The following is a 20,652-nucleotide window of genomic DNA, read 5'->3' as shown; positions in this document are numbered from 1 at the left end:
AAAACTCCGGCTAGCGCACCTTCACGCCGACAACGTAGCGGTCCTCGCGTTTGGCTTTGATCGAAAGACTGAACGGCAACGTCGGGTCATCGAGGATTGATCCTGCGGAGAACGGCGCTTCGAACAATTCCCCGTAGTTGAAGTTCGCCGTCGTTTTGGCCGGCACGATTCCGACCGGGCTCTGTCCAGTCGGGATGACGGCATCAACGCTATAGACAAGGACACCGTCGCCGGTGGTTGTGCCATCGTGGCCTCGGATCGGCTGTGCAAGTTCGATCGCGTACACTTTCGATGGATTCAACGCACCGTCGGCTGGTACCACAATCATCGAGGTTCCTGTGCTGCCTGGCAATGGTGTGAGGACGGTCTCACACTCACCGTGCGCCAGGTACGCCTTGCGCTCGTCTGCAAGCCAGCCAAGTTTGTGGCGATGCCAGCCGATCAGCGAAGTCCCCCGAAAGATATCGCCCATGATGTCCCAGGAGCCGGTCGTAAATCGCGGTGGCTCGAAGTTATAGAGATCAGGCAACCCGAGGGTGTGGCACACCTCATGACACAGGTTCATGTGGTTGTTGGTATAGCTGTCCTTGCCGAAGGTCACGCCCCAACGAACCGGCCCCGTTGGAGTCATAGCTGCATTGATCGGCGTGGCGATAAATGTTGGTGAAATAGCAATCCCGTCGGTCTTCGCGCTAACGACAAGCAACAGGGGGTGGGTTCGGACATCGAGTTCTGGGAAAAGTGCTGCGGCGTCTGAGATATAGTCCTTCTGCTGCTGGAATGTGAAACGTTTGTTGGTGCCGGTGTAGCTGGTCGAGGGCTTCGGCATGCGCCGCCAGCCAGGAATTCTGGCAATCTCGAAGGTGAGGCGCCCGTACGATTGGTCCCTAAACCATTTCTCGGCCTTACCGTGTCCGGTGAGATGATCTCCTATCCCTTCCGTGTCGCTGACATCGCCGGGTGCGTCAGCGAAGTCTACAAACACCATCATCGCTCTCAGCGCCCCAATAGCTGGGAGGCTTCGAGGGTCAGTCTCTCCTTCGCTCAAATAGATATTCCACTTTCGGTCAAGAACCGGGATTCGGTCCGGCCCGGCGAATCGCGCCGGGCCTCCGGACATCACCGGAAGCCACGCTGAAACTCCAAGGGCTAACACATTACGACGCGTGATCTCTGACATGCTTGTCTCGAAGTCGCCTCCCGTCTGGGCCTGACATCGCCCAGACTTCATTTTGAACCTGTCGAAGGGTAGAGCGTCATCATGAGCACGCTGTTCTATGCAGCGCGGACGCGAGATTTGTCCGATCTCTCGCGATGAAGCTGCAACAAGCTGAGTGCTTGCGCGAGGAGGGATTATAGAAGTGAACCGAGCTCACGCTCCTCCCAATTATGGTAGGGAGCTGCGATCCGGCTTCCGATATTCTTCCATTTGGACCGATAAAACTTCTCATAACCGAAACCGCCGCAGCGGGTGGAGAATGACGGGTCGGTTTGAAGAATGGCGAGACGCTCTCGGAGCCGCCGTGGGACTTCGCCCAGGCGAGCGGAAGCAAGATGAGAGGTAAAGACCGGAGGGCGATCATGAATACACTGCTGGCAGGTCACGTGCGCGCGGGGGCATCTGATGTCCTGCTGAGCGGTCTGGATGCGAGCGAGGTCAAGCCACTACAAAATGGCAGCGATGACCTTACTTCGAGCGGTTGCGAAGGGAAGATCGCGGCGACTATTGTAGAGATCGTGTCTACGGTCCGATTGGTCCATGACACCGTCATGAGCTTGAGCTGTTAGCGCATCCGGCTCCTCGGCATATAGAGAGACCTAGGCGGAGGGCGAAGCTGAGTGGAACGACTATTGCAGTGGGCGTTATGTCGAGAAGATGCTCGCAGCCCGCCTCGACCCCGCCCCAGCATCTTGGAAAGCGTCCTTCTGCGCAGCTTGTCGCTACGGATTGGCCATCGCTCTACGTCTTCACCCCGCCTCAATGTGCAGGGTCAGCATCAATGCGACGAGCTGCAGGCCTCACGGAGGGAGAAGGACTGGCTCATCTTTCAAGGAATTGGGGTTAGGCAGAACGCAAAGCACCGTGAGGTTCATAGATCGGCCAACATCTGCAATAAGAGAGTACCGGTCGAGGCAAGAGCCTCGGGCTTACGTGCAAATTGAACTGTGGAGACGTGGGGTTGCGAACAAATTTTTCGCGTATCAATCAGGATAAAGCTGTCTTCGATGACATCTATGCTTCGGATGATCCAAGAGCGTATTTCTCCGTCCTGGGAGGCCTGGATTACATGATCCCGGATGTGGCTGAGCCGGTCGTGCGTCAGATTCTGGCAGCGAAAGCTTCGGCAACCAGCGTTAAGCCGATCGTGCTTGATGTCGGCTGTTCATACGGCATCAACGCGGCGGTGCATCGGTTTCCACTGACCTTCGGCGGCTTGCGTCACCGCTATGCCCGGCGCGAGATGAGGGCGATCAGTTCCGAGACACTGGTGCGCCTCGATCGCAATTTTTATTCGGCTTGGCCTGACGTTGGACTTGCGCGGTTTATCGGTCTCGATGTATCGGCACCGGCCGTCAGTTATGCAACGGGCGTTGGCCTCCTTGAGCAAGGTGTTGTCGCCGACCTTGAAAAGGAACCGCTTTCGACCGAAAGCGCGCGTATTCTCCGCTCCATCGATGTCATCATGTCAACGGGCTGCATCGGCTACGTCACCGAGAAGACGTTCAGCAAAGTTCTCGATGCGACAGAGAAACGTCCATGGATCATCTCTTTCGTGCTGCGGATGTTTCCTTTTGATTCCTTGGCTGCGACGTTCGCGAAGCGTGGTCTTGTGACGGAACGCCTTACTGGCGCGACATTTATTCAACGTCGATTTCGCGATGCTGAGGAATTTGAAAGGACTTTGGCCACGTTGGCGGCTCTTGGCATCGATGCGACCGGACTGGAATCGGAAGGTCTGTTCCACGCCGATCTGATCTTGTCCCGCCCTGAATCGGATGCACGCGCCGCTCCTCTGGAAGACATTGTCACCGTCGCCAGCGGTCGAGGTCGGCCAATCGGGCCGCGTTACGTTCACGTTGGAGGTGACGAGGGCTTGCAGATCGCACTCGAGCCTTGAGACGTTCCTATTTGCGAGGATAGCCGCGCGTGCGCCCCGGAACGGCGTACCGAAGTGGATCATGCTCCCATCTGTTCGAGGTTGGAGCATGATGAGGCCTGACTGTGCGGCTGCGACAAGCGTTTTCACCATGCACGGCGGTACCGGGTCCGGGCGGTAGGCGCGCATCGAGCAGCGCGCGAGGAGACTGGCCTGCACCCTGTCCAGGCCTCGCTGTGATTTCGGGCTCATTTTGCGATTGAGGCGTATGGCGAGACCCAAGACGCCTTCATTCGCCCGGCGCCTGCAAGGGCGCTCTCGCTCTGCATATCCCATGAGCTCGCGGTAACGGCGAGTGCGGACCGCCTCGAGCATTGGCAGGTACTTTGTTTGGCACAGACCCTTCTGGCAGCGTGGCGGTCTCGACCTATTCTCACGAGCGGCTCTCAAGGGGCTTGAATCGCACGTAACGTGAGTTTGTATCATCATACGGGTAAGGCGTCGGACCACGTCCGACCGTCGGTCACTTCCTGGCATATGATGAGAATAGTGAACCTCACAGACTCTCGAACCTGCATCGCGACACTCTGTTCTCATGCCCGTGCACTTCCCACACGGCCAAGCGGTCACCACGCGCGGACCGCCGGTCCGACGGCCGCTCGGGCATCTGAAATCGGAGCCCGGCATTCTCGCATCGCGGCGGGGCTTGAACGCAAGCTCGCCCATCGGACGATTTCCGATCCGAGGACGCAACATCGGAAGCACGCCAACCGCTCGTGCAGCGAAGAACGACTCGGCGTCTCTTACGCGCTGGGGTCGTTTCCAACAGCATGAACAATATCGTAACTCACACCGACAGAGGATAGCTATTGAACCACAAGCAGCGAACCACCGGATCGTCGCGCCCCAGAGCGCATCGCTATACGATTGTTCTCTTTGGCGTTGCGATGACGACAGCTTTGTGCTGCGGAAGTGCAGGTGCGCGAGATCGGCCGGTCCCAGCGGAGGCGCGACAGGCGTGCACACCGGATGCGTTTCGCCTCTGCGGCGCCCACATACCTGATGAGGACGCCGTCGCGGCCTGTCTCAAAGCCAATATCCACCGCTTGAGCGTGCAATGTCGCCAAATCATCTCAGTTCGGGATGCTGCCACAGGAAATGGCGGCCCGAGATGAGGTATGCGCGACAGCTGGTTTCGCTTGATCGTATTCGTGCCGCGGCACCTGCGCGTGCCGCCGCCTTAGACCGATCCGATCAACGGTTGTGACACGTGACGCGGGACTGACAGGACGATTCGTCCCGCCCAAGCCCAACGTCTGTGGTCGGGCACACCATGCAGCGGGAGGTACGGACATGCACGAACTGCCTTTTGACACGGTTCTGATCGCCAATAGGGGGGAGATCGCCGTTCGTATCATCAAGACCCTTCGCAAGCTGGGGCTTCGTTCTGCGATCGTCTACCACGACATTGATGCCGGCACGCTTGCGGTCTCCATGGCCGATGCAGCCATCGCGATCGACGGACGCACGCCGACTTCTGCCTATCTCGACATCCCGCAGATTATCGCCGCCGCCCGAAAAGCGAACGCTGGTGCACTGCACCCAGGCTATGGATTTCTATCAGAGAACGCGGAGTTCGCCAGGGCCGTTACAAGCGCGGGCATCACGTTCATCGGACCTGCCCCCGAAAGCATCGAACTGATGGGCGACAAAATCCGGGCTCGGAACTTCGTAGAGCGGCACGGGTTTCCAGTCGCTCCTTGCGCCATCGAGGAAGATGATCCAACGACCTTTGTGCGCAGAGCCCGAGCCATGGGCCCTCCTTTGGTCGTAAAGCCTTCCGCGGCCGGCGGCGGCAAGGGCATGCAGATTGTGCGCGACATCGGCGTCCTGGAGGACGCAATTGCGCAGGCGAGCAGCGAGGCGCAGCGCTACTTCGCAGATGGGCGGCTTTACGTCGAACGATATATCGAAAGCCCGCGTCATATCGAAGTCCAGGTGCTGGGCGACGCCTTCGGAAACGTTACTCATCTGTTCGAGCGGGAGTGTTCGATCCAGCGTCGGTTCCAGAAGGTCATCGAAGAGGCGCCCGCGCCGGGGCTGTCGTCGGAGTTGCGTCAACGGATCTGCGATACCGCCGTCGGCATCGCCCGTGCTGCCAACTATCACAGTGCAGGCACAGTCGAATTCATCCTTGGCGGAGGAGAGTTCCATTTTCTGGAAATGAACACACGTTTGCAAGTTGAGCATCCCGTGACCGAGATGATCACCGGCGTTGATCTTGTTGCCGAACAGATCCACATCGCCGCGGGCCGCCCAATCAGATTGGCACAGTCCGACATTGTGCCGAGCGGACATGCGATCGAAGCCAGGTTGTGTGCCGAAGCGCCGGAGCGCGGATACGCGCCAACAACAGGTAAGGTGCTTGTGCTCGACTACCCCGACGGCGACGGTATACGCATCGACAGCGGCCTTTCGCGAGGTCAGAAGGTCACGACAGCATTCGACCCGTTGCTCGCCAAGATCATCGTGCATTCCCCCTCCCGTATCGAGACTGCGCAAAAGGCGCATCGGGCGATGCGGGACTTGGTGTTTCTCGGCTGCGCAACCAACGCAAGCTTCCTTGCCCGAATCCTTGCGGACGACGGATTTTTGCATGGACACATTCACACGGGTTATCTTGAGGAACATCCGCATATCGTCGCAGGCGACCCCCAGGCCGACTTGTCGGCCTTCCTGGTAGCAGGCGCCCTCCTGACCGGACCGGTCCGCGAATCGGCAGATGCCGTGTCCGACCTTCACGCGGCGCTGGGCAGCTGGAGAAACTAACGTGAATCACTCTTTTGAGGTCGATGGCGTCGAATATCAGCTATGGCTGTCACGATGCCGAGAGGACTACCGTCTCTGCTTGCATGACAGGGTGATTGCCCCGGTCGCGTTCTCCCATCGCGGTGACGGCTGCGGTGTTGTCATTATTGCGGGTGAAAGCCAGCCCGTCAGGTTCGCCATTGATGGCGAAACCATTCACGTGCACATGAGTGGCGAAACGCGCAGTTTGCATTACCGCGACCCATTGCGAACGCTTGCTACGTCGAAGCAGGAGGTAAGCCAAGCCGTCGCTCGCGCGCCAATGCCGGGCGTCGTCATTGGCGCCCGGGTTTCGCCTGGTCAGGCCGTTTTTGCCGGGACGGCCCTGATGACGATCGAGAGCATGAAGTTGGAGACCGTCATACGTTCGCCGCAAGATGGCATTGTCGGGCGTATTCACTTCAAGGAGGGCGAGAGCTTTGAGCAGGATGCTGTACTGGTTACGCTCCTAGAGGAGCGGCCCTGAAATGCAGCAGCTCTCGTCTCTGGTGGATGTCAATTCGGAAGACTATCGGCTCAACGAAGTTCATAACAGGCGACTTGCAAAAGAATTGGAGGAGCGCCAGCATGCCGCCCGCTTCGCGCGTCCGGTGCGGGATCTTGAGCGTCTCAAGCGGCAAAACAAGCTGTTTGTGCGTGATCGGATCGAGGCTTTGCTTGACCCAGAAACCCCGTTCCTCGAGCTTTCGACGCTGGCGGCTAACAAAGCCTATGATAGCGAGGTGCCCGGCGCCGCTCAGGTCGTTGGAATCGGCATTGTCGCGGGTAGAGAGGTCGTCATCCACGCAGATGACGCTAGCGTCAAGGGCGGGGCGTGGTATCCGCTATCGGTCAAGAAGATCGTGCGGGCCTTGGACATCGCGATCGAGAATTGCCTGCCGGTCGTTCATTTGTGCGACTGTGCCGGCGGGTTCTTGCCCTTACAGGCGGAGTTCTTTGCTGATCGCTATCACGCGGGTCGAATCTTGCGCAATCAGTCCATCCTTTCGAAGATGGGAGTACCGCAGGTCGGTATAGCCATGGGCCATTGCAGCGCCGGCGGCGCATACGTCCCGGCGCTTAGCGACTACAACATCATTGTTGAGGGCACGGGAGCGATCTTTCTGGGCGGTCCTCCGGTCGTCAAAGCTGCCACCGGTGCAGAGATTTCCGCCGAAGAACTCGGCGGCGCTCACGTGCATACCAGCGTATCGGGGACGAGCGACTATCTTGCAAATTCGGAGCTGCATGCGATTGCAATTGCCCGAGATATCGTCGCTCGCTTCAGTGATCCTGTAAAAGCCCCGATCAACCGGGCCGCTCCGGAGCCGCCCGCCTATAGTGCATCCGAACTGTACGGTATTCTTCCGAGGGATCCTCGGACGCAATTCGACATGCGGGAGATCATTGCCCGTCTGGTTGATGGCAGCCGGTTCCACGAATATAAGTCACGTTATGGTGAGACTCTTGTGTGCGGCTTCGCGCGTCTGCATGGCTATCAGGTTGGTATTCTTGCAAACAACGGTGTGCTCTTGAGCGAAAGCGCACTGAAAGGCGCTCACTTCATCCAACTGTGCGACAAGTCGCGAACACCTCTGCTCTTTTTGCAGAATACGACCGGCTTTATGGTGGGCCGCGACTACGAACGGCGTGGCATAACCAAGGACGGCGCCAAGCTTATCATGGCTGTCTCCGGGGCGTCGCTGCCAAAATTCACAATCGTCTGTAACGCCTCCCACGGGGCTGGAACCTACGCCATGGCGGGACGGGCTTTCGATCCGCGTTTTGTGTTCACGTGGCCGCAGTCTCAGATTTCGGCGATGGGCGCCGAGCAGGCAGCGGGCGTGCTCACACATGTCAAGGCAAGACAGCTGGCCCGTCACGATGGGCACCTCTCCACGGAGGAGTTGACAGCCATTCGCCAGCCGATTCTGGAAGAATATCGGGAGCGGTCGAGCGCGTACTATGCGACATCCGAGTTGTGGGATGACGGCATTCTTGATCCGGTCGATACCAGAAACGCGCTTGCAATCGTTCTGAGTGCCTCGCTCAACAGCCCAATCACCTCGCCGCATTACGGCGTGCTCCGAATGTGACGTCCAGCCGATTTGGGTAGGTTGCGAGCACGAGAGACGACTCGCAAAGGCGCCGCGCCCCGATGAAATTGCCAAAGCGCCTCTGCCGCGAGTAGGTCAAGAGAGCCGGTCGTCGTCTGTGCATCTGTTGGTGGAGTGACGGTGATCACCGATTCGGTTACCGCGTTCTTGCTGAAAATCCCGCTCATTGCACGAGATGTTCGTTCCGCCGATCGGCAGATCAAGCTCGCGGATTTCGATCTATTCGCCCCCTTCGTAGAACAGCTCGAGGGGCAGGCCGACCAGCGATTTGCCGATCCAGTCCCGGGCAATGATGTTCGAGGGTCCCATCGCGATGGCTGCGCGCGCGTCGCGGAACGCGCGCTCGATCGGCCCACGGTGATAGCCGTAGCCACCCGTCACTGTCAGTGCCGTCGCAGCGACTTTGTTCGCGACTTCGGCGGCATGGACCTTGAACTCGGTCAGCGGGATCAGGATTTCACTCTGTGGCTTGCCAGCGCGCCACAGCGCGTCAAGCCTTGCGGCCAGTTCGAGACGCCACGGCCGCAGCGTCTCGACAAGCACCTTGGCCGCACCGAGCTCCTGACGAATGGCTTGGTAGTCCGAGAGACTCTTGTTCCGGTCCTTATGCACGAAGCTCGTGGTGTGCGCGACCGCCGCGCTCAAGGCGCCGCGGGCCACCCCTTCCCAGACCGCGCCGAGCCCGATCAGATAGACCGGTGATACGCCGTTATAGATGATTTCCTTGCCCTGCCCTTCGGCGCCGAGCCGATCCCGTCGCGGTACCCGCACGTTCGTGTAGCGGATGGGGCCCGAGTGATTGCCACGCACGCCGAGGGCATCCCAAGGCTTCGCTTCTATACCCGGAGACTTGCCGTCAACAATGAAGAAGACGATATCGGCCTGGTCCTTGGCGCCGGGCGTGCGCGTCTGCACCACATAGAAGTCGGCCTGACCGGAACTCGTTGTGAAGGATTTCTCGGCATTGACCCGATAGTCCTCACCATCACGCGAGGCCTCAGACAAATTATACCACCAGTGTCCGCCGGTGGCGCGTTCACTGGTCGAATAGGTGCCAAGCAGGCCGCCATTGCGGGTCTTGAGCCAGCGCTCCTTCTGATCATCGCTGCCAAACAGATTGATGGTCTGCGCCGCACCGACATGCATGATATAGACGAGGCCGGTCGACGCGTCGGCTTGACCGATGCGGTAAGCGGCTTCCGCAAAATCGACATGACCAAGCCCAAGTCCGCCAAACCGCGGCTCGTTCAGCACGCCGGTCCAACCAGCCTCCGCCAACGCCGTTAGATTCTCCCTGGGAAAGCGGCTTTCCAGATCATTACGATCGGCGTTGGCCTTTACGGTCGCATTGATCGCGGCATCCAGCCGGGAATAGACGTCCTGATCGATCTTGCGCGCCAGATTTTCGTTAGCCATGTCCTTGTCCCCTGTGTTGATCAATGTCCAGCAATGGCGCTGATGAGCGGTTTCCCGCCGACATCCGTTTGCTGTGACCGGCCGAGGTAAAGTGCCTTGATGTCATCGCGGTTGCGCAACGCGACGGATGCTCCGGACAGCACGCTGCGGCCGTTCTCAAGGACGACCGCATGATCGGAAAAGCGCAGCGCGACCGTCGAATTCTGTTCCGCGACGAGGATCGAGAGACCCTGCTCGCGGTTGAGCTGCTTCAGCGCATGGAAAATGCCTTCGACCACGAGTGGCGCGAGCCCCATCGACGGCTCGTCGAGCACCAGCAATCGCGGCCGCGACATCAGCGCGCGGCCGATCGCGGTCATCTGCTGCTCGCCACCCGAGGTGAGCCCGGAGATTGTCTTGCGATGGTCCTTCAACCGCGGAAAGAGCTTGTAGATGTCGTCGAGACCGGCGCGGATCTCGCGAGATTTTGCGTCGCGGCCGATCGCGCCAGTGATCAGATTCTCTTCCACCGTTAGCGATGGGAAGCAATGCCGGCCTTCAAGGACCGGAACAATCCCGGCGCGGACCAGCTTCGCAGGCGATGCGGATGCAATGTCGCGACCCTGAAAAACAATGCGTCCGGCGGCCACCTGGCCCCGCCGCGCCGGCAGCAGCGCCGAGACTGCCTGCAGCGTCGTCGACTTGCCGGCGCCATTTGCGCCGAGCACGGCAACGATCTCGCCGGGCCGAACCGCGAACGATACGTCATTCACGGCACGAATGGCGCGATTGTAGGTTGCGGCCAATCGCTCGACTGAAAGCAGAACGTCACTCATGCCTGACCCATTGATCTGAACCTGCGGGAGCCTCTGCTCCCGTAGGTATTGAGCGTCGCGTTGACGCTACTGGCCCACCGGATCGTCACCGGAGGTACGGATCTTGATGGCGTGCTCCTTCGCATAGGCCGTCGACGATTTCTCGATGATCGGGCGGAGGAACGCCCAGTCGGGCGCGATCCAGTCCGAGACGACCTTCCATTTGCTGCCGTCCCACTGCTGGAAGGTGACACGGCCGTCGCCTTCATGATTGTCCCAGGTGACGTTGATCGAGTGGAACAGGCCCTTCGCGCCCAGCGCCTCGACCCGCGCCGGATCGAGTTGCAGGTGCTCAAAGCCCCAACGGACCTCGTCACCGGTCAAGGTACGCTTACCGAACCTTGCCTGGGCAATCCGGACCGCTTCGACGTTGAGGATGCCGTTCACGATCCCAAGGTTGTGATAGACACTGCCGATCCGCTTCTTATCGTCGAGATTGCCCTTGTTCGCGCCATAGACGGTCTTGATCACCTCCTGCAGCACCGGATATTCGGCGCCAGAGGCCTGGGTCGTGATCGCGATGTAGCCTTTGGCCGCATCGCCGGCGGGAATGACGTCCTCCTCGGAATTGGACCAGACATTGCCGATGATATGATCGGCAGGGAAGCCGACCTTCTGCGCGGTTTTCAGGGCGACCGGGTTCATCACGCCCCAGCCGCGCAGCACCACATAATCCGGCTTCGCCCGACGGATCGAGAGCCATTGCGATTGCTGCTCATTGCCCGGATGCGGCACCTCGATCTGCTCGAGGCCAAACCCGTATTTGTCCGCCAGCAGCTTGTAGATCGGAATCGTCTCCTTGCCGTAGGGCGAACCATGATAGAGCACGGCAATCTTCTTGCCCTTCAGCTTGTCCGGACCGCCCTCTCTTGAGGCAATGTAGTTCACGATGCCGGAGGTCTCGCTGTAGGGATTGAGCAGCAGCGGAAACACGTAAGGGAATATACGGCCATCGGTCGAATCGGTACGACCGTGATTGATGGTGATCAGCGGCACCTTGTCCTTGGTGATGCGGTCGATCATGGCATAGGCAATGCCGACCGACAGCGGGTTCCAGGCTGCGATTCCTGGGCGGCTCTTCAGCCGCTCATAGACTTCGATGCCACGCTCGACCTCGTACTGGGTCTCGCCTTCATCCCAGGTCAGCTTCACGCCGTTGACGCCACCATCCCGGGTGTTGACCAGATTGAGATAGTCGATGAAGCCCCCGAAGAACCCGGTGCCGCCCGCGGCATAGGGGCCAACGCGATAGCTCTGGAGCGGGAAAAACTGTTCGTCGGCGTGCGCCGCCAACGTACCGGTTAGACCGACGACGAGCGCCGCGCCCACCGTCACCTTCAAACGTCTCAACATGTTCATTGCAAGCTCCTTTTGATGAAGTCCATCTCAACTCGGGATCGCTGGGCGATTCGCGGGCCGAACGGCGGACCAGGCACGGTCCCACAGGGCGATCAACCCGCGGGGCTCAGCGATCAGAAACACAATGATGAGCGCACCGATGATGATACGCTGGCTCATCTCCAGGACACCGGAATCGAACACGCTGCCGAACAAGGCGGCGCCGATCCGCGACAGCAAAAGCGGGAACACGACGATGAAGGCCGCGCCGGCGAAAGAGCCGCGCAGCGAGGCCAAGCCGCCGATGATGATGATGAACAGGATCTGGAACGAGCGATCGAGATTGAAGCCGGCCGGCTCGACCGTGCGCAAATACGCAAACGCCCAGAGCACGCCGGCGACGCCGATGAGGAAGGACGAGGTCGCGAAGGCGAGTAGCTTGGTGCGCAGCAGCGGCACGCCGATCACCTTTGCCGCGATCTCGTGGTCGCGCACCGCGACGAAGTTGCGGCCGGACTGGGAGCGTACAAGTCGCAGGGTCAACAGCGTCAAGACGACCACGATCGTCAGCGAGAAGACGTAGCGTTCGGCGGCGCTGGTAAACGTGATGCTGCCAATCTTGAGAACCGGCGCGTCGATCACCCCGGACGGATTGTCGTTGGAGAACCAGCCGAACTTGGTGAGCGCCCACTGCACGAAGAATTGCGCGGCGAGCGTCGATACCGCGAGATAGAAGCCACGCAGCCGCAGGCTCGGCAGCCCGAAAAGGATGCCGATTGCCGCCGCAATGCCGCCGGCCAGCACCAGATCGACGAGCAGCGGCAAGGCCGGGACGCGAAGATGGAGGTTGTAGGCGGCATACGCGCCGACAGCGAGGAAGGCCGCCGAACCAAGCGAAACCTGCCCCGCATAGCCGGTGAGGACGTTGAGCCCGACCGCGGCAAGCGCCAGCGCCAGGAACGGCGTGAGCACGGCATCCAGCACATAGTCCGATCCCGCAAGCGGAACGACGCCGTAGGCGGCCAAGATCGCGATGCCGATCCACAGCGTCTTGGCCGAAGGCCAGCGCAGTCTGGCGGGTGTAAGAGCGGTCATAGCCTACACCCTTTCCACCAGCTTCTGGCCGAACAGGCCAGATGGCCGGATCAGCAAGAGTGCGAGTGCCACGACATAGGCCGCCCACGCCTCGATGCCGCCGCCAAAGAACGGCCCGACATAGACCTCTGCCAGTTTTTCGATGGCGCCGACCAGGAGACCGCCGACGATTGCACCGGCGATCGAATCGAACCCGCCGAGCACCAGCACTGGCAGCGCTTTCAACACGACGAGCGACAGCGAGAACTGCACGCCGAGCCGTGCGCCCCACATGAGGCCGCCGACGAGAGCAACGATTCCGGCCACCGTCCAGACCGCGGCCCACACCCGCGGCAGCCGCAGGCCCACCGCAAGGGCGGCAAATTGATCATCGGCTACGGCACGAAACGACAGCCCGGTGCGGGTATAGCGAAAGAACAGCGCAAACAGCGCAACCAGGCTGCCCGCGACGGCCGCCGCAAACAGGTCGAACTGACTGATCAGCACGCCCGCCACTTCGAACGGCGTGTCGCTGATGCCGATGTCGAGACCATGCACCTGCGTGCCCCACAGAAGCTGCGCAGCGCCCTCGATCACGTAGGAGAGTCCGAGCGTCGCCATGAACAACGTAATCGGTGGCTGGTTGACCAGTGGCCGCAGCACCGCCCGCTCAATGACGATGCCTAACACGATCATGATCGCCAGCGTTGCCGCCAGCGCCGCGGCAAACGGTGTACCTCGCTCGACCAGGCTAACAAAGGTCAGCGCCGCAAACAGCAGCATCGCGCCTTGCGCGAAGTTGAGCACGCCGGAGGTCTTGTAGATCAGCACGAACCCGATCGCCACCAGCGAGTACATCACCCCCGAAAGCAGGCCGCCAATCAGAACCTCGATCAGAAATTGATAATCGAACATCAGATCGCAAGCTCCGTATCGTCCTCATGCGCGACGCCGAGATAGGCATCGATCACTGCTGGGTCGGCACGGACCTGGTCGGGCGTGCCGTCGGCGATCTTTCGTCCGTAATCGAGCACGGCCACGCGGTCGGACAGCCCCATCACGACGCCGATGTCGTGCTCGATCAGGACGATGGTGGCGCCGAAGCTGTCGCGGGCGTTGCGCACATGCTGCGACAACTCCTGTTTCTCCGTGACCGTCACGCCGGCGAATGGCTCGTCCAGCAACAGGAGCTTCGGTCGGGCAACCAGTGCCCGCGCCAGTTCGACCCGCTTCTGGAGCCCGTAAGGCAGCGTTCCGGCCATGCGATCTTGAACCTCGGAGAGGTGCAGGAAAGAGATCACCTCTTCCGCAGCCGCGCGATTCTCTGCCTCGATCCGCCGCGCCAATGGTGAGCCGACGATCTGCCGCAGAAAGCCGGCGCGCACGCGATGCGCCAGCCCCATCAGCACATTGTCGAAAGCGGAAAGCCCCTTGAACAGGGCAAGGTTCTGAAACGTCCGGGCCACGCCATGCGCGGCAAGCTTCGACGTCGGCACTTCGCGAAATGAGCGATCGCCGAACCACACCTCGCCCTGATCGGGTCGATAAACCCCGCTGACGATGTTGAGCAGCGAGCTCTTACCGGCGCCGTTCGGCCCGATCACCGCCCGGATTTCGCCCTCGGCGACGTGCAGATCGACATCGCGAAGCGCCGCGACCCCGCCGAATGTCAACGAAATATTCGCAAGTCCGAGGACCGGCCGCGCGAGCGTTTGGCCGGCCGGCTCGGTGCGGCTCGGTATCGCCTCACCCCGTTCTGCACTCGACCCACGCACGTCTCCATCCGGAGGCAGCTCCTCCAGCCGAAGTACGCCGGCTCCTGTCGCAATCCCCGCCACCTGGCTGCCTTTCCTTGCGCCTATTCAGCAGCCTGAACGTGTGCGGGCACTCTCGCCTCGAGCTCGCGGACCAGCGGGATCACATGCTTGCCGAAATATTCGACCTCTTCCTGGAAATGCAGGAACCCCAGCAGAATCAGATCAGCGCCCGCGCGTTTGAGCTCGATGATGCGTTCGGCGACCTGCTGCGGCGTGCCGATCAGATTCGAGCGGAAGCCGTCGTTGTACTGGACGAGATCCTGGAAGGTGGATTTGGCCCAATTGCCCTCACGCTCGGGGCTGGCATTGCCGGCATTCTGGACCTCATGGTGGAAGCCACGCACGGCATCCGGGATCGCTTTGTCGAGAATTTCCTGCAGGACGTCCCTGGCTTCCTTTTCGGTTTGCCGGACGATGCCGAACGCGTTGATGCCGATCTTGGTTCGCCAGTTCTTGCCGAACGCCTTTTCCTTGCTTCTGATGTCGTCGACTTGCGTCTTCAGACCGTCTGGGGTGTTACCGTTGGTGAAATACCAGTCGGAGACGCGGGCGGCCATGTCGCGGGCAGCGCGCGAGGAACCGCCCTGGAAAATCTCCGGCAGCGGGTCGAGCGGCTTCGGCTTCACGGAGTAGTCGCGAAATCGGTAGAAGTCGCCGTTGATGGTGAAGCTCTCCTCGTTCCAGATCCCACGCAGCGCGTTGATGAACTCTTCCGAGCGGCGGTAGCGCTCGTCATGATCCAGCCAGGGTTCGCCGATCGCATGGAATTCACCGCGGAACCAGCCCGAGACGATATTGACCGCGACCCGGGCATTGGTCAGGTGGCTGATCGTCGCAATCTGCTTTGCGGCCAGCGCCGGATTCCATGGGCCGGGAAGGATGGCGGCGATGACGTTGAGCTTTTCGGTGGCTGCGAGAAGTGCGTGCGAGAAGCTGACGGATTCGTGCTGCTTGTCGGCACCATAGCCTGCGGTGAAGCGGATCTGGCTCAACGCGTAGTCGAAGCCGGCCTCCTCGGCGATCTGGGCCAGTTTGCGATTGTAATCGACTTCCCAACTGGTGCGCTGTTCGATCGAGGAAATGACGAGGCCGCCCGACACGTTCGGCACCCAATAGGCGAATTTGATGGCATTGCTGTTCGTGGTCATGCTGTCACCTCACGTGATTGGCTTGTGATCGGCGAACGGCGGGTTAAAGCAGGCAGCACAGTGCATTCACGCCGCTCGGGACAAGCGAGTGCATACCCAATTCAATCCGACGCTAAGCTAGAAGTCGTAGAATTCTTGGCGATCTGCGGTGCAGGTGCCATTGACGCAGGACGGCCTCATCAACAGAGCGGCGCGCCCACCATAAGACGCGAAGTCCTCCGCGTGGCGGAACGTTCGGCCTCCTCGACGAGATCATTGCAAACCATCAGCGCTTCCCTCTCTCAAGCACCATTGATTGACGGTCGATAGTCCCAGAGAACCCATGAGCGCGCGAGTCTAAGACCAACTCTTTTTTGAGGTATCCGAGAAACTCATTTTTTTAGATTCGCAACAAGCGGCTTGTTTGTTGCTCCACGACCAAGACTCGCGTCGCACAATCACCGATGCCGACATTCCCTGGTCGCGACCGTCTGAAGCGGACGACTCCCGCGTTGGGAGCGCAACCATTCATCTTCAAGCGGTCAGCGTTGCCTCCAACCGTTTTGCGGTGCCTTCACCTGGCCCTGACCCGCGCGGACGGCCGACGCCGCGCCCCTCAGCCGTGGGAGCGCGATCGCTCAACGGTCCCACCGCTCCCACACAAGCTGAAACGTCTGTCTGCCTTGGGCTTTATGGCGCTTGATTGCCGGCGCCGCGGCGTTGCTCGACAAGTGCCCTCGCCGCGCGTTCCGCAGCGCGGGCGGAGCCGAAATGACCGCCGTCGAGGCTGTCAAAGACCCGCTCCGATGAGAAGAAGCGATAGCCGCGTCCGTCGCTGACGACGATACCAGCGGTTCGATCGAATACTTCGATGACATAGGCTTGGGACATGTCTGCTCGATCGCCGGCCTCTGGCGCTCCTGCCTGATTGTTGATCAATTCGGTTTTGTTGGTACGATCAACTACAGACGCCAGTCGCAGCCGAGACGGCGCGATGTGGCATGCGGCTTCGCATGTCGAACATCAACCTTCCGTCGCATTGCGGCGACCCTGAGCCGCACGATCTGCTGCTGACGACTATCCGGCAGAACAGCACGATGGTCAATGAAATGGCTATCCAAAGTTGATGAATTGGCGCGGTGCCGCATTCATCTCAGACTAGAAATGAGCAAAGTTCTAGCGACGCCGGCTGCAGAAGGTCGTTGCGGCGCGACGCCTCCTGACCGACGCTGGCTCAACGCGCGGCCCCCAAGCCCCGCATTTGCACTCGGGCACATAGATCATTACGCGTCTCCAAACCTGCAAGCATCGACACTATGTTGCTGAAATGAATTGTCCAGTCTCGCGTTTTTCGAGAGAATTGCTTTTCTGCCAGTCTAAGCGCCCTCACACGCACAAGATTGAATTGGTTCCCGTCGAGACCGACGGTGACGCCGCAACGTTTCGTCCGTTCGACCGAAATCGGCCCACAGTGTCGACGAGGTCATCACCGTGACGACGACGTCGCCCGCGACGGTATGTGACTTCGATCGACCGCTGGCGCCGGATTGCGGCGCGGCCCGCGCAAAGCAGTGACGTGTCCGTCATGAGCTCGTGTGCTTCATCCCGATCGTGCCGTTGCACGACGCTCCCGGATCGGGACAACATCGTCTCCCGGCCGCCCGGCAAATATCTGCCGGCGGCAACGCGCCACCCCATCGCGCAAACAGCCGTCGTGAATCATTTGGATGCGTACCTCCCTGCCGACGCGGGGCAGATCGGCAAGCTGTCCATGGTGGCGAGCATTGATTCGGCGCGAACGCATCCCGCACAACGGGCAGTTGGCCGCCGCCATCTCCGAACGCGCTGTCAGAATTATCTGCGTCGGTCGACTGGCTTAGGCTGTCAAACGCAAACCCACGAGGCACAAGTGACGAAGCTCGGAAGCCAGTTCGCATGGCGTTGATACCTATGGAGAACCCGAGGTCGCCGGCGACACTCGTCGGAGTCGCACAAGGCCTCCGCGCTCCAATGCCGATATGTGTATGATGTGCTCACCTCGGTTGGCTAAACCCCGTTCGCCCGGCCGCCCTCACACAGCTCGTCCATCACGAAATTGCGCAGAGAGTCCTTCCGCGTGCGGGTGCCGGTGGATGCTGACAGATCCATACAAAATCACGCGCTTGCCCGAGCTGGGCCGGCGACACCAGATGACGATGGCTGCTGCCGCCGGCTTCACGGCGCGGCTTTGTTGCAGCCACTCTACTCACGGCAGAATGGCATGCGGTCCAGCGGGATCATCTGAAGGCGCTTGTATCGCACGTGACGTCAGGTTGTAGGCTGCCAATTCGAGTAGGCGACTTCCTTCGTCCTCCGGATAGGTTTTACACGAGCGTGACAGAGGCCTCTGTGGATATGCTTGATGTCATCGGCATCGGGATCGGCCCATTCAACCTCAGCCTGGCGGCACTGATTGAACCTACCCCGCTACGCGCGCTCTTTTTAGAGAAACGCGAGGGATTTTGTTGGCATCCGGGACTGGCGCTGCCGAACAGCAGGCTACAAGTGTCGCCACTTAAGGATTGCGTGACCCTGGTAGACCCTACCAGCCCCTATTCTTTCCTCAACTACCTTGCACTGCACGGGCGGCTGTACAGCTTCGTCAACAGACGCGACGCCTCAACCTCGCGGCGGGAATTTACCGACTATTACCAGTGGGTCGCACGACGGCTCAAGACGCTCCGCTTTGGCGAAGAGGTGGTCGACGTAGCGCCCTTCAGGGACGGCTACCGCGTCAACACGAGCACAACCACATACCTCGCGCGCGCTGTGGTGATAGGAATTGGCGTAGAGCCGAAGATTCCCGCGTGTGCTAGGCCCCTGATCGGCAACGCCGTCTATCATGCGGCCGAGTATCTCGAGCGCGATCCACCTGACGTCGGCGAGCATGTGCTCGTGGTGGGAGGTGGTCAGAGCGGTGCTGAGATTGTTGAGCACATGCTTAGTCGTCCCGTAGCGGCCCGGATTACGTGGGTGACGTCGCGGACAAACCTGTTTGCAATGGACGACAACAGTTTCGTTAACGAGGCTTACATGCCGGGGTACAGCCGGCGTTTTCACGCTCTCCCGCTCCAGCAACGTCGTGCCATCGTGGAGCAAGAGAAGCTGACAAGCGACGGCATTTCCGTCGAGTTGTGCAATCGCCTCTATGACCTGTTGTACGAACGCGGCGTTGAGGGCACGCTGGACGACAGTTTTCGTTTGTTGTCCAACGTTGTCCTAACGGACATCACGTCCCACAACAAACGTTGGCAAGTCGATCTGAGTGAGATCGCGGCGCAGCGAAATCACAGCATCCTGGTTGATCGCATAGTGCTCGCCACAGGCTTCCAGCCGCGCACCCCGCCCTTTTTGCAAACGCTCCTCCGGGGCGCGCGTACGGAGGATAGCCTGCCTGTCGTCGGCCCGGACTACGCCGTCCGGTTCGATCAACACATGCCAGGGCCGGTATATCTGCAGAACCAAAGCCGCCTGCAGCATGGGCTGCAGAGCGTCAATTTATCACTGGTCGCATACCGCAGCAGCCTCATTATCAATAGCCTGCTCGGACAACCGTTCTATCTCGATACGTCAGATCGGCAGATCCTGGACGGTCATGACACATCAGACATGCCCGAACCATGTAGTCGAGATGCGATGCCGTCCACGCAACCCATGGCCGCAATCACATGAGCCGAGCGTCGTTCTCCCCCGTACACGGCTGTCGTGTTGATGCGTCCGCTGTAGCTGCGGACGAGCTATCTGTCAGGCTACATCACCGCGCCTTTGGACCATTTCTGGTCGCATCGATTGTTATTGCAGCAGCTTACGGCACGAGCTTCCTATTGCCGGACTACATGCAGGCGCTTGGTAAGAGCAGTGAAACCACAGGCTTTCTGATCTCCAGCGCCATGGTTGTGACGATCGTGTGCTGCTGCTCGGCAGGCTGGGTCGCGCAGCGCATCGGCATTATGCCGACGGTGGCCGCCGCCTCGATCACCATGGCCCTAGCCATGCTGCTCGTTGCCGGCGCAGTCCTCGATGAGCGAGCAGCTTATGCTGGCAGCATGCTGATGGGCGCGGGATGGTCGGTGTCCTTCATCTTGTCGCCGTTGCAGATCATTCGGCATCTACGGCCCGCCGCACGTATCCAATATTTAACCATTTTGTCCGGCTCACAAATGGCGGGGCTCGGTTTAGCCGCTCCACTCGGTCACTTCTTGGCAAACGTCACCGGCTCTTTGGCCATGGTCTATGTCCTGTTCGCGATAGCATGCGTCATCGCGACCATCTGCGTAGAGGTCGCACGACGTGCCATGTTGGGCCTGCCCGCAGTGCCGATGCCGCATATCGAAATCACGGTAACTGCGACCTTAGCGCTCGTTCGAAAATCCACAGCTGTCCCCATCGCCATGATTGCGGTTGCTGCCTGCACTTTCTCGGGACTGTCGACGTATCAGAGTGCCTATGCCGCATCCCGTCACCTGAATTCCGATTTGTTCTTTTTGATATTTACTGCGTCCAGCGTGGCGCTACGCTTCTCTCTCGCCCACGTGATGGGCCGCCTGCCCGTACACCGACTTGCGCTCATGCTCTTCGCAGCTACTGGTGCGTCACTGGTCCTATTCATTGTGAATACCGGCAGCACCCCGCTCTATATGGTGGCCACGGCAATTTTCGCGACAGGCTATGGGCTCACCTACTCCACCCTCAACGGAATGGCCGTCAATCTTGCTGGCGACCACGGGGTGTCCGTGCCCGTCACCTCACAAATCTTTACGCTGGCATATTTCCTCGGATTGTTCGGCTTTCCGTTGGCCGGCGGGCAGTTGATCCGCGGATTTGGTCCCGACGTGATGTTGCTGACGCTATTGGGCGCGACGGCCTTGAATGCGCTGCTGGTAGCTGCGCTTCGAGTGAAGGCTACAACTGGTTACCTGTAATTT

The 20,652-nt window shown here is 60.1% G+C and carries 16 protein-coding genes; 7 read left to right on the top strand and 9 right to left on the bottom strand.

The annotated features are described in order from the left end of the window. Nucleotides 1-10: 10 nt before the first annotated feature. Nucleotides 11-1,180, bottom strand: a complete 1,170-nt coding sequence (locus RAD04_RS06405) for a metallopeptidase domain-containing protein (RefSeq protein ID WP_461623065.1) — start codon at nucleotides 1,178-1,180, stop codon at nucleotides 11-13. 401 nt (nucleotides 1,181-1,581) lie between these two features. On the opposite strand from RAD04_RS06405, the gene RAD04_RS06400 reads away from it, so the two are divergent. The 5 genes from RAD04_RS06400 (at nucleotide 1,582) to RAD04_RS06380 (ending at nucleotide 8,041) form a co-directional block, all read left to right on the top strand. Beyond that, a complete protein-coding gene (locus RAD04_RS06400; RefSeq protein WP_461623064.1) occupies nucleotides 1,582-1,788 on the top strand; it encodes a hypothetical protein in 207 nt (68 codons plus the stop codon). Nucleotides 1,789-2,180: 392 nt separating this feature from the next. After that, a complete protein-coding gene (locus RAD04_RS06395) occupies nucleotides 2,181-3,119 on the top strand; it encodes a class I SAM-dependent methyltransferase (protein WP_461623063.1) in 939 nt (312 codons plus the stop codon). A 1,332-nt stretch (nucleotides 3,120-4,451) separates the two neighbouring features. Next, nucleotides 4,452-5,927: an acetyl-CoA carboxylase biotin carboxylase subunit gene (locus tag RAD04_RS06390; protein WP_461623062.1), complete on the top strand. Its 1,476-nt coding sequence runs from the start codon at nucleotides 4,452-4,454 to the stop codon at nucleotides 5,925-5,927. A 1-nt stretch (nucleotide 5,928) separates the two neighbouring features. Next, nucleotides 5,929-6,432: an acyl-CoA carboxylase biotin carboxyl carrier protein subunit gene (locus tag RAD04_RS06385; protein WP_375860577.1), complete on the top strand. Its 504-nt coding sequence runs from the start codon at nucleotides 5,929-5,931 to the stop codon at nucleotides 6,430-6,432. Between the two features lies 1 nt (nucleotide 6,433). Continuing rightward, nucleotides 6,434-8,041 (top strand): acyl-CoA carboxylase subunit beta, encoded by a 1,608-nt coding sequence (locus tag RAD04_RS06380; protein ID WP_461623061.1) that lies wholly within the window; start codon nucleotides 6,434-6,436, stop codon nucleotides 8,039-8,041. A gap of 240 nt (nucleotides 8,042-8,281) precedes the next feature. Here RAD04_RS06380 and RAD04_RS06375 read toward each other — a convergent pair whose 3' ends face one another. The 8 genes from RAD04_RS06375 to RAD04_RS06340 form a co-directional block, all read right to left on the bottom strand. Next, the gene (locus RAD04_RS06375) at nucleotides 8,282-9,478 is read right to left on the bottom strand and encodes an acyl-CoA dehydrogenase family protein (protein ID WP_461623060.1); all 1,197 of its coding nucleotides are present in this window, start codon (nucleotides 9,476-9,478) and stop codon (nucleotides 8,282-8,284) included. A 20-nt stretch (nucleotides 9,479-9,498) separates the two neighbouring features. Next, entirely contained in the window at nucleotides 9,499-10,293 is a 795-nt protein-coding gene (locus tag RAD04_RS06370; RefSeq protein ID WP_458180778.1) for an ABC transporter ATP-binding protein, read from the bottom strand. Nucleotides 10,294-10,359: 66 nt separating this feature from the next. Further along, nucleotides 10,360-11,691, bottom strand: a complete 1,332-nt coding sequence (locus RAD04_RS06365) for an ABC transporter substrate-binding protein (protein ID WP_461623059.1) — start codon at nucleotides 11,689-11,691, stop codon at nucleotides 10,360-10,362. 27 nt (nucleotides 11,692-11,718) lie between these two features. Beyond that, a complete protein-coding gene (locus RAD04_RS06360; protein ID WP_461623058.1) occupies nucleotides 11,719-12,765 on the bottom strand; it encodes a branched-chain amino acid ABC transporter permease in 1,047 nt (348 codons plus the stop codon). Nucleotides 12,766-12,768: 3 nt separating this feature from the next. Next, on the bottom strand, nucleotides 12,769-13,659 hold the full coding sequence (locus tag RAD04_RS06355) for a branched-chain amino acid ABC transporter permease (RefSeq protein ID WP_458180775.1): 891 nt from the start codon (nucleotides 13,657-13,659) through the stop codon (nucleotides 12,769-12,771). Further along, nucleotides 13,659-14,486: an ABC transporter ATP-binding protein gene (locus RAD04_RS06350; protein WP_461623185.1), complete on the bottom strand. Its 828-nt coding sequence runs from the start codon at nucleotides 14,484-14,486 to the stop codon at nucleotides 13,659-13,661. Before RAD04_RS06350 ends, RAD04_RS06355 begins: the two co-directional genes overlap by 1 nt. A 116-nt stretch (nucleotides 14,487-14,602) precedes the next feature. Then, on the bottom strand, nucleotides 14,603-15,709 hold the full coding sequence (gene sfnG, locus RAD04_RS06345; RefSeq protein WP_461623057.1) for a dimethylsulfone monooxygenase SfnG: 1,107 nt from the start codon (nucleotides 15,707-15,709) through the stop codon (nucleotides 14,603-14,605). A gap of 669 nt (nucleotides 15,710-16,378) precedes the next feature. Then, nucleotides 16,379-16,579 (bottom strand): hypothetical protein, encoded by a 201-nt coding sequence (locus tag RAD04_RS06340; RefSeq protein ID WP_027544377.1) that lies wholly within the window; start codon nucleotides 16,577-16,579, stop codon nucleotides 16,379-16,381. 1,503 nt (nucleotides 16,580-18,082) lie between these two features. Between RAD04_RS06340 and RAD04_RS06335 the strand changes: the two genes are divergently transcribed. Together RAD04_RS06335 and RAD04_RS06330 are read left to right on the top strand one after the other, a co-directional pair. Next, nucleotides 18,083-19,399, top strand: coding sequence for a lysine N(6)-hydroxylase/L-ornithine N(5)-oxygenase family protein (locus tag RAD04_RS06335; RefSeq protein WP_461623184.1), 1,317 nt, complete (start codon nucleotides 18,083-18,085; stop codon nucleotides 19,397-19,399). 152 nt (nucleotides 19,400-19,551) lie between these two features. Then, on the top strand, nucleotides 19,552-20,649 hold the full coding sequence (locus RAD04_RS06330; protein ID WP_461623056.1) for an MFS transporter: 1,098 nt from the start codon (nucleotides 19,552-19,554) through the stop codon (nucleotides 20,647-20,649). Nucleotides 20,650-20,652 lie beyond the last annotated feature (3 nt).

This window comes from Bradyrhizobium sp. 25ACV (genome assembly GCF_054863005.1).
The sequence above is the reverse complement of the archived record's forward strand: the minus strand, read 5'-3'. Positions and strand labels throughout refer to the sequence as shown.

Coding starts and splice junctions, on each gene's coding strand:
- RAD04_RS06340 (WP_027544377.1), bottom strand. CDS start 16,579: ATGTCCCAAGCCTATGTCATCGAAGTATTCGATCGAACCGCTGGTATC.
- RAD04_RS06375 (WP_461623060.1), bottom strand. CDS start 9,478: ATGGCTAACGAAAATCTGGCGCGCAAGATCGATCAGGACGTCTATTCC.
- RAD04_RS06360 (WP_461623058.1), bottom strand. CDS start 12,765: ATGACCGCTCTTACACCCGCCAGACTGCGCTGGCCTTCGGCCAAGACG.
- RAD04_RS06370 (WP_458180778.1), bottom strand. CDS start 10,293: ATGAGTGACGTTCTGCTTTCAGTCGAGCGATTGGCCGCAACCTACAAT.
- RAD04_RS06335 (WP_461623184.1), top strand. CDS start 18,083: ATGCTTGATGTCATCGGCATCGGGATCGGCCCATTCAACCTCAGCCTG.
- RAD04_RS06390 (WP_461623062.1), top strand. CDS start 4,452: ATGCACGAACTGCCTTTTGACACGGTTCTGATCGCCAATAGGGGGGAG.
- RAD04_RS06380 (WP_461623061.1), top strand. CDS start 6,434: ATGCAGCAGCTCTCGTCTCTGGTGGATGTCAATTCGGAAGACTATCGG.
- RAD04_RS06365 (WP_461623059.1), bottom strand. CDS start 11,691: ATGAACATGTTGAGACGTTTGAAGGTGACGGTGGGCGCGGCGCTCGTC.
- RAD04_RS06405 (WP_461623065.1), bottom strand. CDS start 1,180: ATGTCAGAGATCACGCGTCGTAATGTGTTAGCCCTTGGAGTTTCAGCG.
- RAD04_RS06400 (WP_461623064.1), top strand. CDS start 1,582: ATGAATACACTGCTGGCAGGTCACGTGCGCGCGGGGGCATCTGATGTC.
- sfnG (WP_461623057.1), bottom strand. CDS start 15,709: ATGACCACGAACAGCAATGCCATCAAATTCGCCTATTGGGTGCCGAAC.
- RAD04_RS06355 (WP_458180775.1), bottom strand. CDS start 13,659: ATGTTCGATTATCAATTTCTGATCGAGGTTCTGATTGGCGGCCTGCTT.